The sequence below is a fragment of the Pseudomonas sp. AK-TSAG1-1 genome (genome assembly GCF_056821665.1).
The window spans coordinates 548,098-565,981 of record NZ_CM165965.1; the positions used below are offsets into that span (position 1 = coordinate 548,098).

Consider the following 17,884-nt stretch of genomic DNA (forward strand, 5'->3'; position numbering starts at 1 on the left):
AGCAAGTGATAGTGGACGCAGTTTAGAGGAAGAGCCCGGGGCCCGGGCGACTTCCTTCGGGGAATCTGACGCCCACTTTGCCGATCTTGTTCCCGTCCATGACCGCGACCGTCCAGTGGGTGTTGTTCCACTCCACCTGGTCGCCAACGATTGGTGCACCGCCGACCTTGTGGGCAATGAACGCACCCAGGGTCATGTCCGGATCGATGCCCTCGGCAGGCAACCCGTAAAGCGCTGCAACCGCTTTAAGCTGGGCGTCTCCTTCGAGTACGAAGTCGCCGAAGAAGCGCAGATCCAGACCGCGTTGCGGCGCCTGGCTGAACAGTTTGCCGAGGGCCGGCAGGTTGTGTTCATGGCCGATAACACACAGCAAATCATCGACTTCCAGCACCGTACTACCCGACGGATGGAGCAGTTGCTGACCGCGAAACAGGGCGGCGATGCGCGTGCCTTCGGGCATTTTCAGTTCACGCAGGGGCGAACCGATGCACCATTTCTCCGCGCCGAGCTTGTAGACGAACAGTTCCCACTCACTGGTGATGTGCACTTCCAGCGCGGAACGGGAGATCGGCGCCGGCTCTGGCGGCACCGTTACCTTCAACAGTCTGGCGACCCATGGCAGGCTCGTGCCCTGCACCAACAGCGACACCAGCACGATGAAGAACGCAAGGTTGAAGTACAGCTGCGCATTCGGCAGCCCGGCCATCAGCGGGAACACCGCCAGAATGATCGGCACCGCGCCGCGCAATCCGACCCAGGAAATAAACGCCTTCTCGCGGCCATGGAATGCCTTGAACGGCAGCAGGCCGACAATCACCGACAGCGGCCGGGCGAACAGAATCATCCACAGTGCCAGGCCGAGGGCGGGCAGGGCGATCGGCAGCAGGTCATGCGGGGTGACCAGCAGCCCCAGCACGAGGAACATGCCGATCTGTGCCAGCCACGCCATGCCGTCGAGCATGTGCAGGATGCCGTGACGACTGCGCACCGGACGGTTGCCGATCACCAGACCGCACAGGTAAACGGCGAGGAAGCCGCTGCCGTGCAGGGCATTGGTCAGGGCGAACACCACCAGGCCGCCGGCGATCACCAGAATCGGATAGAGGCCGGTGGCAAGGTTGATCCGGTTGACCAGTTGCAGCATCAGCCAGCCGCCGCCCAGACCGATCACGCCGCCGATGCCGAACTCGCGGATCAGGTGGGTCAACAGGCTCCAGTGCAGGCCGGTCTGGCCGCTGGCGAGCATGTCGATCAGGGTCACGGTGAGGAACACCGCCATCGGGTCGTTGCTGCCGGACTCGATTTCCAGGCTGGCGGTCACCCGTTCGTTGAGGCCTTTGCCGCCGAGCAGCGAGAACACTGCTGCGGCGTCGGTGGAGCCGACGATAGCGCCGATCAGCAGGCCCTGGATCAGGTTCAGGTCGAGCAGCCACGCAGCGGCCATGCCGGTCAGCCCGGTGGTGATCAGCACCCCGACCGTCGCCAGCGACAGCGCCGGCCACAAGGCCACGCGGAAACTCGAGACCCGGGTGCGCAAGCCACCGTCGAGCAGGATCACTGCGAGTGCGAGGTTGCCGACCAGGTAGGCCGTGGGATAGTTATCGAAAATGATCCCGCCGCCATCGACCCCGGCGGTCATGCCAACCGCGAGAATGATCACCAGAATGGGGATGCCGAGACGGGAAGAAAGTGAGCTGACAAGAATGCTCGCACCTACCAGCAACGCGCCGATCAAGAACAGGCTGTTGATGGTCGTCGCATTCAAAGGCAGTACTCCAGAAGCGTAAAGACGGGCACAAACTGACCATGCAGTCTGCGTGCCAGCGATTCTAACCTGTTGAAATGTGATGCTGTCAAAAAGGTTTTTCAGTGGGGGACGCAGATTTGGGTTCGGCTTGAGATCGCTGCCCTCACCCTGGCCCTCTCCCGGGGGGAGAGGGGACTGACCGAGTGGCTCTCTCGAGTTACATCGACCTGAAATAGCGAGTCGAACTCAGGTTTTGAAAAGCACGAAGATCTGCTCCCTTTCCCCCTCGCCCCCTTTAGGGGGAGAGGGTTGGGGTGAGGGGGCGCTCTTGATCTTGCTTTTAGATCAAAGGCTGAACCGCCCAACCATATTGTTCAGATCCAGCGCCAGGCGCGACAGCTCGTTGCTCGCCGCACTGGTCTGATTCGCGCCGGTGGCCGACTGCACCGACAGGTCGCGAATGTTCACCAGGTTGCGATCCACTTCGCGGGCCACTTGTGCCTGCTCTTCGGCAGCGCTGGCGATCACCAGGTTGCGCTCGTTGATTTCAACGATCGCGGTGTTGATGGTGTCCAGCGACAGACCGGCGCCACGGGCGATGTTCAGCGTCGATTCGGCGCGCTCGGTGCTGTTGCGCATCGAATCCACGGCGTGTTCGGTGCCGCTCTGGATGCTGCCGATCATCCGCTCGATTTCGCTGGTCGACTGCTGGGTGCGGTGTGCCAGGGCACGGACTTCGTCCGCCACCACGGCAAAACCGCGCCCGGCTTCACCGGCACGTGCCGCTTCGATCGCTGCGTTGAGGGCCAGCAGGTTGGTCTGATCGGCCAGGCCGCGAATCACGTCTAGCACCTTGCCGATGTCACGGGATTCGTTCGCCAGATCACCGATCAGGGTCGCAGTGCTCTGCACATCGGCGCTCATGCGTTCGATGGCGCTGACGGTTTCCTGTACCAGGTCACGGCCGTCGCCCGCCGAAGTGGTGGCGTTCTTCGAGGCTTCCGAAGTGCTTACCGCATTGCGTGCGACTTCTTCCACGGCACTGGTCATTTCGTTGACGGCGGTGGCGGCCTGTTCGATTTCGTTGTTCTGCTGGGTCAGGCCACGGGCGCTTTCGTCGGTGACGCTGTTCAGCTCTTCGGCAGCGGAAGCCAGCTGGGTGGCGGAGCCGGAGATGCGCTGCAGGGTGTCGCGCAGTTTCGATTGCATCTTGGCCATGGCCGCCAGCAGGCGCCCGGCTTCGTCGGTGCCGTCAACGTGGATCGGCTGGGTCAGGTTGCCTTCGGCAATGGTTTCCGCCGCGTCCAGCGCTTTCGAGATCGGCTTGGTGATGCTGAGGGTCAGCAGCCAGGCGAACAGGAACGTCAGGCCAGTGGCGACGACCAGCAGGGTGACCACCAGATTGAATGCCGAGGAGTATTGCTCGGCGGCCTGTTGGTTGGTTTCGCTGATCTGCTGGCCATTGATTTGCATCAGGCGGTTGAGCACGCTGTTCATCGCCTCGGAGTTGTCGAGCAACTGGGTGTTCAGCAGGTTGCGCAACTCGTCCACCTGATTGTTGCGCGACAGGCTTTTCATCCGGTCTTCGATCTGGCGGTACTGGCCGAGCAACTGCACGTACTGATCGTACGCGGCGCGCTCCTGCGGGCTGACGATCAGCGGCTCATAGGCGGTTTGGGCGGCGCGGATCTGCTGGTTGCGCATCTCCAGCAGCTCGACGGTTTTCTGCTGCACGTCCGCTTCACGGTTGACCAGCAAACGGTACGACAGCACCCGCAGGCGCAGGGTCAGTTGCGTGAACTCGTCGAGGTTCTTGATGCTCGGCACACTGCTGGTGGTGATGTTCTCGGCAGCGCCGCGGATTTTGCTCATCTGGTTCAAGGCGAACACGCCGAGGATCAGCATCAGGCCGCCGATCAGGGCGAAACCGGTGAACGCCCGGGGGGCGATATTCATATTGCGAAGGGACATGGCGTGATACCAAAAAGGGCCGCATCCATGCGGGCTGAGACTGCTGTATGGATGACTTATCGGTCATACGACTAAAGTCTTGAGGCAGTGTGCGTATTTGTCGCATAAGGGCCTGGGCGACGAAGTGCAGGAACCAGATCGGCAGATCGCAGTCTTTAAAACTCGCAAGAACGGTCGGCCGCCAGGAAAATCAAGGCCTTGCGCCGGTTTAACCCTGGCATCCGCAGTGACTTTTCTTTATCGTACGCGCCCTTTGAAAAACGCCTGGAAGATCAAAATGTTGGAAGCATCCCTCAGCCAATTGGAACAGCTCGTCAGCGACCTGGTGCAACAGAACCAGACCCTCACGCAAACCAACCAGACCCTGTCCACGGAACTGGCCCAGGCCAAGGATGAAAACGAAAGCCTGCAACTGAGCCTGATGGAACAGGAAGAGAAGCACGGCGCCACCGCAGCGCGCATCCAGGCCCTGGTTGATCGCGTCAACGCAGGTCCTGTCAGCGCATGAACCACGGCACCGCAGGGGTAAAAGTCATCTCCATTCTCGGGGAGGACTATTCGATCAAGGCACCGGCCGGGGAAGAACAGACCCTGCTGGACGCCGCACTGATGCTCAAGGCCGCACTGGCCGACACCAAACGCAAATACCCGACGCTGATCGGTGACCGCTTGCTGGTGCTGGCAGCCATGAATCTGTGCTCGCAGCAGATCGAAATGAAGAAGCAGCACCAGGAAGAACTCGACCGTTACCAAGAGCAAGTCAGCGCCACGGTCGAAACCATCGCCAAGACCATCAATCAGGGTTGATGGGGTTGCGCACAACCAAAGAATAGATTGTCGATTGAGTTGTATACAATCGGCACGGCTGTTGCATTGTTTCGGCCACTTATTCTTTGGGGGTGCTCCATGCAGTTGTGGCGACGCAGTATTCAATGGCAGCTGATTCTCAGCATGGGCACCGCCCTGCTGTTCAGCATCCTGATCGTGGTTGGCATTTATACCCTGGTGGTCAACCGCCTCGCCCAGAGCTATCTGGTCGAACAAGCGCTGCCGTCGAGCATCGAAGCGACGCGCAATGACATCGAACGCATCCTCGTTCAGCCACTGACCGCCGCCAAGGACATCGCCAGCAACACGATGGTGCGCGACTGGCTGGCCTCGGGTGAAGACAGCGGAAAAACGGCGGCCTTCGCGCAGTATCTGGAAGGTATCCGCGCCGAACATAAAGCCTTCACCGCATTGATCATCGGCGCCGAATCCAATCACTACGTCACCGAAAAAGGCCTGGACCGCACTCTCAGCCGCGCCAAGCCGGCCGATGCCTGGTTCTATTCCTTCCTCGACAGCAACCAGCCCCGCACCCTGAATATCGACAACGACGGTGCTACCGGAGAATTGGCGCTGTTCATCGATCTGAAGGTCGAGCAGGCGGGCAAAGTGGTCGGCGTGGCAGGGCTTGGCCTGAGCATGAAAGAGCTGTCGGAGCTGATCCACAACTTCAGCTTCGGTGAGCGCGGCAAGGTCTATCTCGTGCGTTCTGACGGTTTGATCCAGGTTCATCCTGAAGCGCAATACAGCGGCAAGCGCACCTTGAGCGAGCAGATCGGCGCCAGCGCTGCGCAAAACGTCTTGGGTCAAAAAGTTGCCGTGAACAGCAGCTTCCAAAGGGACGGCGAAGACTTCCTCGTCTTCAGCCTGCCGTTGCGCGATCTTGGCTGGACCCTGGTGGCCGAAGTGCCGCAGTCGCAGATCTATGCCGAAGCCCGCAAAGCGATGTGGATGAGTGGCGGCATCGGTCTGGCGGTGGCGCTGGTGTGCCTCGCCTTGGTGGTGTGGCTGGCGCAAGGTTTGGTGCGGCCGATTCGTCAGGTAACAGCCGCGCTGGTAGCAATCGGTAGCGGCGGTGGAGATTTGACCCATCGGTTAGATTCCAGCCGCGCCGATGAGCTGGGCGATCTGGCCCGGGGCTTTAACCGATTCCTCGACAGCCAGCGCGGGATGATCGGTGAGGTGCTGACCACCAGCGAACGTCTGCGCACCGCTGTCGGCCAAGTGGCCAGAGTGGTGGAAAACACCGCCGAGCGTTCCGGCCGTCAGCAGGAAATGACCGATATGGTCGCCACGGCGGTGCATGAAATGGGCCTGACCGTGCAGGAGATCGCACAGAACGCCGGCAACGCCGCACTTGCCTCACAAACCGCACGGGACGAAGCGCTGCAGGCGCGGGAAGTGGTCGGTGGCTCGATCCGTCATATCGAAAGCATGTCCGATGAGATTGGCGTGGCGGCTGGCGCGGTCGGTGAGTTGGCGCATCAGGTGGCATCGATCGACTCGGTGCTGGCGGTGATTCGCGGGGTGTCCGAGCAGACCAACCTGCTGGCACTCAACGCCGCCATCGAAGCGGCGCGGGCCGGGGACATGGGGCGCGGGTTCGCTGTGGTGGCCGATGAAGTGCGCACCTTGGCGCGCAGGACCCAAGCGTCCACCGACGAGATTCAGCAGATGATCGGCAGCCTCAAGCAGGGCGCAGAAAACGCCGTGTCGTCGATGCGTACAGGTCAGGCCGCGACGGGGACCGGGGTTGAGTCGAGCCAGCGTACTGGCGCTTCATTGACGGCCATTACCGGGCAGGTCGAGCGCATCAGCGACATGAATCATCAGGTGGCGACGGCGACGGAAGAGCAGTCGGCGGTGACTGAAGAGATCAACCGCAATGTGCAGGGGATTTCCGACCTGGCGCGGGCGACGGCGGGGGAGGTCAGGGCTTGTCGCGAAGACTGCCAGATGTTGCAGAGACTGGCGGATGATCTGGCGCGGCAGATGGGTGGGTTCCGATTAAATTGATAGCGTTTTTTTTCGGTTCGACGCGCCGGCTGAGGCGCGTCGGGCGAATTATCGCGCAGCTTTTATCAGGCGGAGTTCTCTACCGTAAAAGTCGATTCCGCCCAAGGTAAGCAAGTAGTAAACCAGTTTCTCCTTGACCAACCACTCTGCTGACTCATCAACGTAGAGATCGTCTGACGCCAATGTTCTGAACATGTCGTCGTTGTTGAAAGACTGGGAGTTGGGATAGGTCTTATAAGGGGTCACAATTTCATTGATGTAAAGATTGTTGGCTAACTTTGTGTAGGTTTTTTTGCTGATGCGCTCCTGGCTGCCCTCATCTTTCACGTTGTCATTGACTCTGGCCGCCATGAAAAACTGATATTCGCTGAGCATGACATAGGGGTCGATTAACGATTCTGACGTGTCATTAAGCAGTGGCGTGCCGTACACCGTAGCATTCCATTGATTGTCTTGCGTGTGGGTGAAGTCCTTGAAGGTGACGCGATGTGTCGATAAATAGTGATCGCCCACAGAAGTCACTTCAAACATTGCCGTTGCGGTAGTTGTAGTACCAAGCTCGTTATCGCCTGGAGCCATTACGATACTGATCAGGCTCTGTTCATCCGATAATCGTTGATGATTTTTGCTGATGACAGTGGATACGGTTGAATCCTTATTCGTCCAGACCGTACCGTTGCGCAGAGACGTGGCTGAGGTGGAAGCGAGAATGCAGTAGTCCTCGGTCACAATCCCCGGAAGCTTGATGGATCGTTCTTCGAGCGTTTTGCTGCTCATGATGTGTCTGCCTCTCGGAGTGGAAGGTGTACTTCAATTCCATACTTGCCGGGCAAACTACATGTCAGGCGAAAACAGCCTATCGCCACATCCTGATTTGCACACCTGTAAAGCCTGACAGGTGCGCAAATGTTTTAAGTGTGAGTGGGTAACTCAACGGCTTGATCAGAACCACGCATCCTGCATCGCCAGGCACGTATCATCCCGCGCCTCCAGCAACGCCAGTTCATGGTGACAAGCCGGCACTTCCCACGTCAGGAAATACCGCGCCGCCTGCAACTTGCCCTTATAGAAGTCGGCATCCGCCGCATTGCCATTGGCTAATCCTTCTTCGGCGCGAATCGCCTGCTCCAGCCAGCGCCAGCCAATCACCGTGTGCCCGAACACCTTCAGGTACAGCGCCGAATTTGCCAGGCTGCTGTTGACCTTGCCCTGCGCCAGATCAGTCAACAGCCCAATGGTCACGACTTGCAGGCGCGCCACCAGTTTCTCCAGCGGCTCACGCAACTCGGTGAGTGATTCGTGCGCGGTCGCGCGCTCGGCGGTGTTGGCGATCAGGCGGATCAGTTGCTTGAGCCCCGCGCCGCCGTTCTGCGCCAGTTTGCGTCCGAGCAAGTCCAGCGACTGAATGCCGTGGGTGCCTTCGTGGATCGGATTCAGGCGGTTGTCACGGTAATACTGCTCCACCGGGTATTCGCGGGTGTAACCGTGGCCGCCGAGAATCTGGATCGCCAGTTCGTTGGCCTTCAGGCAGAACTCCGATGGCCACGATTTGACGATCGGCGTCAGCAGATCCAGCAACTCGTGGGCCTGTTTGCGCTCGGCTTCGGTTTCCAGCGTGGTGGTGTCATCGAACAGCCGCGCCGCGTACAGACCGAGGTCAAACGCCCCTTCGACGTAGGATTTTTGCGTCAGCAGCATGCGTCTGACATCCGCGTGCTGAATGATCGCCACCGGCGCTGTGCTCGGGTCCTTGCTGTCCGGCACACGACCTTGCGGACGTTCGCGAGCGTACTCCAGCGAATACAGATACCCGGCATAACCGAGCATCACCGCGCCCATACCGACGCCGATCCGCGCTTCGTTCATCATCTGGAACATGTAGCTCAGCCCATGATGCGGCTTGCCCACCAGATAGCCGACACACTCGCCGTTATCGCCGAAGTTCAGTGCGGTGGACGTGGTACCGCGCCAGCCCATCTTGTGGAACAGCCCGGCCAGCAGCACGTCATTGCGTTGACCGAGGCTGCCGTCATCGTTGACCAGAAATTTCGGCACGATGAACAGCGAAATGCCCTTCACCCCCGGTGGTGCGTCGGGCAGCTTGGCCAGCACCATGTGCACGATGTTTTCCGACAGCGGGTGATCGCCGCCGGAAATGAAGATCTTGTTGCCCTTGAGCCGATAAGTGCCGTCGGACGCAGGTTCCGCGCGAGTCCTGATATCCGACAGCGAAGAGCCGGCATGCGGTTCGGTCAGGGCCATGGTGCCGAAGAAACGGCCGTCGATCATCGGCTGCAGGAAGCGCTGTTTCTGCTCGTCAGTGCCGAAGCTTTCGATCAGGTTGGCCGCGCCCATGGTCAGGAACGGGTACGAAGTGGTTGCCGCGTTCGCCGATTGAAAGTGCGCAAAGCACGCTTGCGACAGCAGCGTCGGCAATTGCATGCCACCGGCTTCGAAGCTTCTCGCGGCGTTGAGGAAGCCGGCTTCGAGGAAAGCATCCACGGCCGGTTTCACTTCCGGAATCAGAACCGCCTGGCCGTTCTCGTAGCGCGGCTCGTTCTCGTCGCCCTTGCGATTGTGCGGCGCGAAGTATTTCTCGGCGATGCTGCGCGCGGTGCCGATGGCGGCGTCGAAGGTTTCGCGATTGTGCTCGCAAAAGCGCTCACGCCGGGTCAGGCCTTCGGCATCGAGGACTTCATACAGCTCGAAAGCCAGATTGCGGGAACTGAGCAGCGTCTCGGACATGGCGGCCTACCTGAAATTTGGGTTTGGGCCGAGTCTAGGCGTGCTGATAAAGGCTGAACAGGATGATTGACGGGAGTGATGGAGAGGCGGGGGTGCCACTAATCAAATGTGGGAGCGGGCTTGCTCGCGAATGCGGTGTGTCAGGCAACATTGATGTCGACTGATCGACCGCGCTCGCGAGCAAGCCCGCTCCCACAGGGGTATTGCGTACCGGGCGGCCATTGCGGCAGCCCGGTTATCGGCATTAACCGATGGTCATCAGGCTGGCGTTACCACCCGCCGCAGCCGTGTTAACGCTCAACGCCCGCTCGATCACCAGACGCTCCAGCGCAATGTTGGTTTCGCCCTGGGACAAGCCCTGAACGCCAACGATTGCACCGCCACGCTTGGCGATCTGCTGGCAGACGCCGCGCAGCTGATCGGAATGACCGTGGTGCAGGACTGCATCGAACACCACTTCGTCCTTGTTCCAGTCGGCGATCAGCTTGATCCGCGCCTGAACGTCCTTCGGCAGGCGTGCGAACAACGCCTTGCTGATGTCGGACTCCGGCCACACTGCCGAACCGCCGACAGCCAATACCGCCGCCAGTTGGGTCAGCAGATCGCCTTCGACGTCCGCCAGGCACAGCACGTGCTCGCGCGGCAGGATCGCGTAGCTGTTCTTCTCGCCGGTCGGGCCGGCCAGCACGCGGGTGATACCGCTTTGCGACTGGGCGGCGTACTGCACGCACAGGGCGCTCAGATCGGCGTATTTGTTGCTCTCGGCCCAGGCTTTGAAGGCGTTCAGCGGTTTGCTCATGGCATCACGCAGACGCACGTCCGGGGCGACGACAGCATCACCGCGAGCGAAGGATTGTTCGATCGCATCGGCCGGACGGGTCGACAGCAGGCGGTACAGGTACAGCGGGCCACCGGCTTTCGGGCCAGTACCCGACAGGCCTTCGCCGCCGAATGGCTGCACGCCGACCACGGCACCGACGATGTTGCGGTTGACGTAGACGTTACCGGCGTTGACGTTGTCGATCACCTTGGCGATGGTTTCGTCGATCCGGGTGTGCACGCCGAGGGTCAGGCCGTAGCCGGAAGCGTTGATCTGAGTGATCAGTTGATCGATCTCTTTGCGCTTGTAACGAACCACGTGCAGCACTGGGCCGAAAATCTCGCGCTGCAGCTCGTCAAAGCTTTCCAGTTCGATCAGGGTCGGCATGACGAAGGTGCCGCGTTTGACTTCTTCAGTGTCGGCGATCGCCACCTGGTACACGTTGCGACCTTTATCGCGCATGCCCTGGATGTGCTTGTCGATGCCAGCCTTGGCTTCGGCGTCGATCACCGGGCCGATGTCCACGGACAGGCGCTCAGGATTGCCGAGACGGCTTTCAGCCATGGCACCTTTGAGCATTTCGATGACGCGATCAGCAGAATCTTCCTGCAGGCACAGCACACGCAGAGCCGAGCAACGCTGACCGGCGCTGTCGAACGCCGAGGACACCACGTCGATCACGACTTGTTCGGTCAGGGCCGAAGAATCGACGATCATCGCGTTCTGGCCACCGGTTTCGGCGATCAGCGGAATCGGACGGCCCTGGCTGTCGAGACGGCCAGCGATGTTGCGCTGCAACAGACGCGCGACTTCGGTGGAACCGGTGAACATCACGCCTTTGACGCGCTCATCACCGACCAGACCGGCACCGACGGTTTCACCGCGACCCGGCAGCAGTTGCAGTACGCCTTCCGGAATACCTGCTTCAAGCAGCAGGCGCACGGCTTGCGCGGCAACCAGCGGCGTTTGCTCAGCCGGTTTGGCCAGTACCGGGTTACCGGCAGCCAGTGCGGCAGCGACCTGGCCGCTGAAGATGGCCAGCGGGAAGTTCCACGGGCTGATGCACACCACCGGGCCCAGTGGGCGGTGGGCGTCGTTGCTGAAATCGTTGCGCGCCTGCACCGCGTAGTAACGCAGGAAGTCGACCGCTTCACGGACTTCGGCGATGGCGTTGGCGAAGGTCTTGCCGGCTTCACGGGCCAGCAGGCCCATCAGCGGCTGGATCTCGCCTTCCATCAAGTCCGCGGCGCGTTCCAGAATCGCGGCGCGCTCGGCGGGCGGGGTAGCCTGCCAGATCGGCGCGGCGTTCAGGGCGCACTGGATCGCGTTGTCGACGTCTGCGACGGTGGCTTCCTGCACGTGACCGACCACATCGCGGTGATCGGCCGGGTTCAGCACCGGGGCCGGGGCTTCGTTGCTGGAGGCGCAACCGAGCATCAGCGCGGCTTTCCAGTTGTTGTGCGCGGTGGCGAGCAGGGCGCAGGACAGCGAGGCCAGACGGTGTTCGTTGGCCATGTCGATGCCCGCGGAGTTGGCGCGCTCGGAACCGTACAGGTCACGCGGCAACGGAATGCGTGGGTGCGGCAGGCCGAAACCACCTTCCACGGTCGCCATCTGCTCGATCTGAGCCACCGGATCGGCCACCAGCTCCTGGATCGAAATCGACTGGTCGGCGATGCGGTTGACGAACGAGGTGTTCGCGCCGTTTTCCAGCAGACGACGCACGAGGTACGCCAGCAGGGTTTCGTGGGTGCCGACCGGTGCGTACACACGGCACGGACGGTTCAGCTTGCCTTCGGAAACTTTGCCGACAACCTGCTCGTAGAGCGGTTCGCCCATGCCGTGCAGGCACTGGAATTCGTACTGGCCCGGGTAATAGTTCTGACCGGCAATGTGGTAAATCGCCGACAGGGTGTGGGCGTTATGCGTGGCGAACTGCGGGTAGATGACTTCCGGCACCGACAGCAGTTTGCGCGCGCAAGCGATGTAGGAAACGTCGGTGTACACCTTGCGGGTGTAGACCGGATAGCCTTCCAGGCCTTCGACCTGGGCGCGTTTGATTTCGCTGTCCCAGTACGCGCCTTTTACCAGGCGGATCATCAGGCGATGACGGCTGCGACGAGCCAGGTCGATCACGTAGTCGATCACGTACGGGCAACGCTTCTGGTAAGCCTGGATCACGAAACCGATGCCGTTCCAGCCGGTCAGTTGCGGCTCGAAGCACAGGCGCTCGAGCAGATCCAGCGACAGTTCGAGACGGTCGGCTTCTTCGGCGTCGATGTTCAGGCCGATGTCGTATTGCTTGGCCAGCAGGGTCAGCGACAGCAGGCGCGGGTACAGCTCGTCCATCACCCGCTCGTACTGCGCACGGCTGTAACGCGGGTGCAGTGCCGACAGCTTGATGGAAATGCCCGGGCCTTCATAAATCCCACGGCCGTGGGAGGCTTTGCCGATCGAGTGGATGGCTTGTTCGTACGACGCCAGGTACTTCTGCGCGTCGTGCTCGGTCAGTGCCGCTTCACCGAGCATGTCGTAGGAATAGCGGAAGCCCTTGGCTTCGAACTTGCTCGCGTTGGCCAGCGCTTCGGCGATGGTTTCGCCGGTGACGAACTGCTCGCCCATCAGGCGCATGGCCATGTCGACACCCTTGCGGATCATCGGCTCGCCGCTCTTGCCGATGATGCGGCTCAGCGACGACGTCAGGCCGGCTTCGTTGTGGGTCGACACCAGTTTGCCGGTCAGCAGCAGGCCCCAAGTGGCCGCGTTGACGAACAGCGAAGGGCTGTTGCCCAAATGCGGGTGCCAGTTGCCGGTGCTGATCTTGTCGCGGATCAGCGCATCACGAGTGCCTTTGTCCGGGATACGCAGCAGCGCTTCGGCCAGGCACATCAGGGCTACGCCTTCCTGGGACGACAGGGAGAATTCCTGCAGCAGACCCTGAACAATGCCTGCACGACCGCCGGCACTTTTCTGGTTACGCAGTTTTTCCGCGATGGTCGCGGCGAGTTTGTTGGTGGCTTCGGCCATCGGTGCCGGCAGGCGCGCCTGTTCGATCAGCATCGGCACCACTTCCGGCTCAGGGCGGCGGTAAGCGGCAGTGATCGAAGCACGCAGCACCGATTGCGGCAGGATGCTTTCAGCGAATTCGAGGAAACACTGATGGGCGTGATCGGTGTGGACTTCGCCGGCGTCGTCGCTGTCCTTGGCGGTCAAACCGTTCAGCTCGGTCAGGGTTGCACCACCCTCGAGTTTTTCCAGGTAATTGAAAATTGCCTGCTTGATCAGCCAGTGCGGTGTGCGATCAATCGAGGTCGCGGCAGCCTTCAGGCGCTCGCGGGTCGGGTCATCGAGTTTGACCCCAAGGGTGGTGGTAGCCATATTTTTATCCTCATGGTTGCCACAGTTGCGTGGCATCAGCTGGCGGCAAGATTAGCCGTGCGCCGAAAGAGGTGCAACCGGGTGCAACCCTTTTTTGTCGGAAAAATAAACGCCTCATCAGGAATTATTTTCTGGTACTCGAGTGCAGCACTTGCTTGGTGCGTTTGCTTCTAGCAAAGCGTTCTGACTGCGTTAAAAGGGAGCAAAAAACGCTTATTTGTGGGTATATCCGACTAGGTGCAACTTATTCTCGAGAAACTGGTTGCACCTATTTTGCTTTGTTGCATAGCATTCGCGCCCAAGGTGCAACCGGGAATACCCGATGCATCGGCTGGTGGCTTTCCTGGGGAAACATCAGTCCTAAATGCGCGGGATCCCGATTCGTCTGCCAAACGTCGTCGTTTGTGTGCGATTCATCACCGCTGCTACATAAAAACAAAGCCAGGGCGTAACTTAATGAGCGTAAGCAATCCAACACTGATCACGTTCGTGATCTACATCGCAGCAATGGTGCTGATCGGCTTCATGGCCTATCGCTCCACCAACAACCTCTCCGACTACATTCTTGGCGGCCGCAGCCTCGGCAGCGTCGTGACGGCTCTGTCTGCCGGTGCTTCCGACATGAGCGGCTGGTTGCTGATGGGCCTGCCGGGTGCCATCTACATGTCCGGCCTGTCCGAAAGCTGGATCGCCATCGGCCTGATCGTCGGTGCCTACCTGAACTGGCTGTTCGTCGCCGGTCGTCTGCGCGTGCAGACCGAGCACAACGGTGACGCCCTGACGCTGCCGGATTACTTTTCCAGCCGCTTCGAAGACAAAAGCGGCCTGCTGCGTATCATTTCGGCGATCGTGATTCTGGTGTTTTTCACCGTCTATTGCGCATCTGGCATCGTGGCCGGTGCCCGTCTGTTCGAAAGCACCTTCGGCATGTCCTACGAGACGGCGCTGTGGGCCGGTGCTGCGGCGACGATTGCCTACACCTTCGTCGGCGGTTTCCTCGCAGTGAGCTGGACCGACACCGTACAAGCCACCCTGATGATTTTCGCGCTGATCCTTACGCCGATCATCGTCCTGTTGGCCACTGGCGGCGTCGACACCACGTTCCTGGCGATCGAGGCACAAGACCCAAGCAACTTTGACATGCTCAAGGGCACCACTTTCATTGGCGTCATTTCGCTGATGGGCTGGGGCTTGGGCTACTTCGGTCAACCGCACATCCTGGCGCGTTTCATGGCGGCTGACTCGGTGAAGTCGATTGCCAATGCCCGTCGCATCTCCATGACCTGGATGATCCTGTGCCTGGGCGGCACCGTGGCTGTGGGCTTCTTCGGTATTGCCTACTTCTCGGCACACCCGGAAGTTGCAGGTCCGGTGACTGAAAACCACGAGCGCGTCTTCATCGAACTGGCCAAACTGCTGTTCAACCCATGGATTGCCGGTGTTCTGCTGTCGGCCATTCTGGCTGCAGTGATGAGCACCCTGAGCTGCCAGTTGCTGGTGTGCTCGAGCGCCCTGACTGAAGACTTCTACAAAGCGTTCATCCGCAAGACAGCTTCTCAGAAAGAACTGGTCTGGATCGGTCGCGCCATGGTGTTGGTGGTCGCGCTGATCGCCATCGCACTGGCAGCCAACCCGAAAAACCATGTGCTGGGTCTGGTCAGCTACGCGTGGGCCGGTTTCGGTGCTGCGTTCGGTCCGGTGGTGCTGATCTCGGTCGTCTGGAAAGGCATGACTCGCGATGGCGCACTGGCCGGTATCCTTGTCGGTGCGATCACCGTTGTGGCGTGGAAACATTGGGAAGTGATGGGGCTGTACGAAATCATCCCGGGCTTCATCTTCGCCAGCCTGGCGATCTACATCGTCAGCAAGTTCGGCTCGCCGACCACTGGCATGGTGCAGCGCTTCGAAGCGGCGGAAAAAGATTTCCACCTGAACAAGTGATGCATTGAGCTTCGGCTCACAAAAAACGGCCCGTCTCCGAAAGGAGGCGGGCCGTTTTTTTGTGCCTGTGATTTCTCTGATTCACCACAAACCCCTGTAGGAGTGAGCCTGCTCGCGATAGCGGAGTACCAGTCAGCATTCTTTTAACAGATATGCCGCTATCGCGAGCAGGCTCACTCCTACAAGTGGTGGTGGTTTTGAGGGCTGTGTCTGTAGTTGGATGCGCCGATATTCGAAGGCTTTTTCGACAGAAAAAGTAGGGAAAATCTGATTTTCCCGTCACTCACCCAACCCTCCTTGTCCCTCATGCAGAATCGCCCGCCCTCATTCTGCAGAGACACATCGGATGTTCGCGCCTGCCAATCAACCGCGTTTCACGTTGACCCTCGAAGGCGCCCAACTTGACCTCAAGGTCCTTGAGTTCACGGGCAAGGAAGCCATCAGCCAACCCTATCGTTTCGAACTGGAACTGGTCAGTGAACGGCCCGATCTGGACCTCGAAAGCCTGCTGCACCGTCAGGCGTTTCTGAGTTTTGACGCGGACGGTTCCGGTGTTCACGGTCAGATTTATCAGGTCGGGCAGGGCGACTCCGGGAAACGTCTGACTCGCTATCACTTGAGCCTGGTCCCGCGTCTGACGTACCTCGGGCACCGCATCAATCAGCGGATCTTCCAGCATCAAACGGTGCCGCAGATCGTTGCGCGGATCCTCAAGGATCACGCGATCCTGCGCGATGCGTTCGAGTTCCGCCTCGGCAGCGACTACCCGGTGCGTGAATATTGCGTGCAGTACGCCGAGAGCGATCTGGCGTTCATCCAGCGCCTGTGTGCCGAGGTCGGCATTCATTACCACTTTCAGCACAGTCCCGAAGGCCACGTATTGGTGTTCGGCGACGATCAAACGGTGTTCCCGCGTCTGGCGACGCCGACGTTGTACCTGCCGGGCAGCGGCATGGCGGCAGGCGCGCCGGCGATCCAGCGTTTCAACGTGCGCGTGGAGACCCGTACCAGCGTGGTTACCCGGCGTGACTACAACTTTGAAAAGCCGCGCGTGCAACTGCAAAGCCGTAGTGAAAGCGAGCAGCGCCCAGTGCTGGAGGACTATCACTTCCCCGGTCAATTCAACGATCGTGAAACCGGCAAGCACCTCGCACAACGTGCGCTTGAGCGACATGTCGCCGACTATCGTCAGGCCGAAGGCATCAGCGATGAATCCTCGCTGGTGTGTGGACATTTCCTGCAACTGACCGAGCACCCGCGCCAGGACTGGAATGATCTGTGGCTGCTCACCGCCATCGAGCACTGTGGGCGACAGCCGCAAGTGCTGGAGGAATCGGTGACCAGTGATGGGGAAACATTCCAGGGCTACCGTAATACCTTTCTCGCCACGCCGTGGGATGTGTTCTTCCGCCCGGCCCTTGGCCCGGAAAAACCACGGATGCTCGGCTATCAACCAGCGGTGGTCACTGGGCCGAAAGACACGGAAATCCACTGCGACGAGTACGGCCGGGTCAAGGTACAACTGGCCTGGGATCGTGTCGGCGAACTCAACGAGCACTCCAGTTGCTGGCTGCGTGTCGCTACGGGGTGGGCGCATGACCATTACGGCAGCGTGCTGATCCCACGGGTCGGCATGGAGGTGCTGGTCGGGTTCATCGACGCCGATGCCGACAAACCCTTGGTCATGGGTTGTTTGCCGAACGCCGCGACGCCAGTGCCGCTGGATCTGCCGGCCGACCAGACCCGCAGCATCTTCCGCAGCCAGAGCAGCCCCGGTGGCGGCGGTTACAACGAACTGCGTATCGAGGACAAAAAAGGTGCCGAGGAAATCTACCTGCGCGCCCAGCGCAACTGGACCCAGCATGTGCTGCACGACCAACAAGTGCAGGTCGACAATCAGCGCAGCATCGTCGTCACCGGCACCGCAAAGCATGAGCTGAAGGCGGACGAACAGCGCATCACCCACGGCCAGCGCCAGGCCGAAGTGAAGAGGGACGACCATTTGACGGTTGTTGGCGATCGGCACATTCGGGTGAGCAATCAGGCAACCAGCGCCAGCGGACAGTTCAACGTCAGCGCCGGGCAACAAGTGGTCATCGATGGCGGTGCGAGCGCGACGATTCAGGCGGGTGGGCAGTGGATCAACATCGGCCCCGGCGGGATTTTCAGCAGCGTACCGATTCAGGTCGGTGGTGCGCCGATGGCGGCGATGAGTGCGGCGCCGATTGTGCCGGGATTGCCGGAGAAACTGGCGGCAGCGCCCGCCGCCATCCTCACGCCAGGACAGATCATGAGCCTGAATAGCGATGCACCGTTCTGCGAAGAGTGCGAGCGCTGCAAGAATGGCCTCTGCCCGGCGCCCGACACGTTGTCGCAACCCCCAAAGTCCTCAGCCCGGCCGGCGCCTTCGGGCGCTGAGCCGGGCTTTCATATTGTTG

Annotated in this window: 9 protein-coding genes and 1 pseudogene; 5 read left to right on the forward strand and 5 right to left on the reverse strand. The window is 60.4% G+C overall.

What is annotated here, in order from left to right:
* Nucleotides 1–22: 22 nt before the first annotated feature.
* The gene (locus AC1UK9_RS02445) at nucleotides 23–1,765 is read right to left on the reverse strand and encodes a potassium/proton antiporter (protein WP_482579248.1); all 1,743 of its coding nucleotides are present in this window, start codon (nucleotides 1,763–1,765) and stop codon (nucleotides 23–25) included.
* Between the two features lie 327 nt (nucleotides 1,766–2,092).
* A complete protein-coding gene (locus AC1UK9_RS02450; protein ID WP_025110228.1) occupies nucleotides 2,093–3,718 on the reverse strand; it encodes a methyl-accepting chemotaxis protein in 1,626 nt (541 codons plus the stop codon).
* 277 nt (nucleotides 3,719–3,995) lie between these two features.
* Here AC1UK9_RS02450 and AC1UK9_RS02455 point away from each other — a divergent pair, with 277 nt between their 5' ends.
* The 3 genes from AC1UK9_RS02455 to AC1UK9_RS02465 all read left to right on the forward strand — a co-directional run bounded on the left by AC1UK9_RS02455 (nucleotide 3,996) and on the right by AC1UK9_RS02465 (nucleotide 6,562).
* Nucleotides 3,996–4,226: a hypothetical protein gene (locus AC1UK9_RS02455; protein WP_003220969.1), complete on the forward strand. Its 231-nt coding sequence runs from the start codon at nucleotides 3,996–3,998 to the stop codon at nucleotides 4,224–4,226.
* Entirely contained in the window at nucleotides 4,223–4,525 is a 303-nt protein-coding gene (locus AC1UK9_RS02460; protein WP_003220971.1) for a cell division protein ZapA, read from the forward strand. The genes AC1UK9_RS02455 and AC1UK9_RS02460 overlap by 4 nt, the downstream gene beginning before the upstream one ends.
* Before the next feature lie 99 nt (nucleotides 4,526–4,624).
* Complete coding sequence (locus tag AC1UK9_RS02465; protein ID WP_473014271.1) at nucleotides 4,625–6,562, forward strand: methyl-accepting chemotaxis protein; 1,938 nt, start codon at nucleotides 4,625–4,627, stop codon at nucleotides 6,560–6,562.
* 48 nt (nucleotides 6,563–6,610) lie between these two features.
* Here the strand turns inward: AC1UK9_RS02465 and AC1UK9_RS02470 are convergent, their stop codons facing one another.
* The 3 genes from AC1UK9_RS02470 to putA form a co-directional block, all read right to left on the reverse strand.
* Nucleotides 6,611–7,339: a hypothetical protein gene (locus AC1UK9_RS02470; RefSeq protein WP_482579250.1), complete on the reverse strand. Its 729-nt coding sequence runs from the start codon at nucleotides 7,337–7,339 to the stop codon at nucleotides 6,611–6,613.
* Between the two features lie 165 nt (nucleotides 7,340–7,504).
* Nucleotides 7,505–9,307: an acyl-CoA dehydrogenase gene (locus AC1UK9_RS02475; protein WP_482579251.1), complete on the reverse strand. Its 1,803-nt coding sequence runs from the start codon at nucleotides 9,305–9,307 to the stop codon at nucleotides 7,505–7,507.
* 244 nt (nucleotides 9,308–9,551) lie between these two features.
* The gene (putA, locus tag AC1UK9_RS02480; RefSeq protein WP_482579253.1) at nucleotides 9,552–13,505 is read right to left on the reverse strand and encodes a trifunctional transcriptional regulator/proline dehydrogenase/L-glutamate gamma-semialdehyde dehydrogenase; all 3,954 of its coding nucleotides are present in this window, start codon (nucleotides 13,503–13,505) and stop codon (nucleotides 9,552–9,554) included.
* Between the two features lie 456 nt (nucleotides 13,506–13,961).
* On the opposite strand from putA, the gene putP reads away from it, so the two are divergent.
* Both putP and AC1UK9_RS02490 read left to right on the forward strand, forming a co-directional pair.
* A complete protein-coding gene (gene putP / locus AC1UK9_RS02485; protein WP_473014274.1) occupies nucleotides 13,962–15,446 on the forward strand; it encodes a sodium/proline symporter PutP in 1,485 nt (494 codons plus the stop codon).
* Nucleotides 15,447–15,792: 346 nt separating this feature from the next.
* Nucleotides 15,793–17,805 (forward strand): annotated as a pseudogene (locus tag AC1UK9_RS02490) (type VI secretion system Vgr family protein); the annotation flags it as partial.
* Nucleotides 17,806–17,884 lie beyond the last annotated feature (79 nt).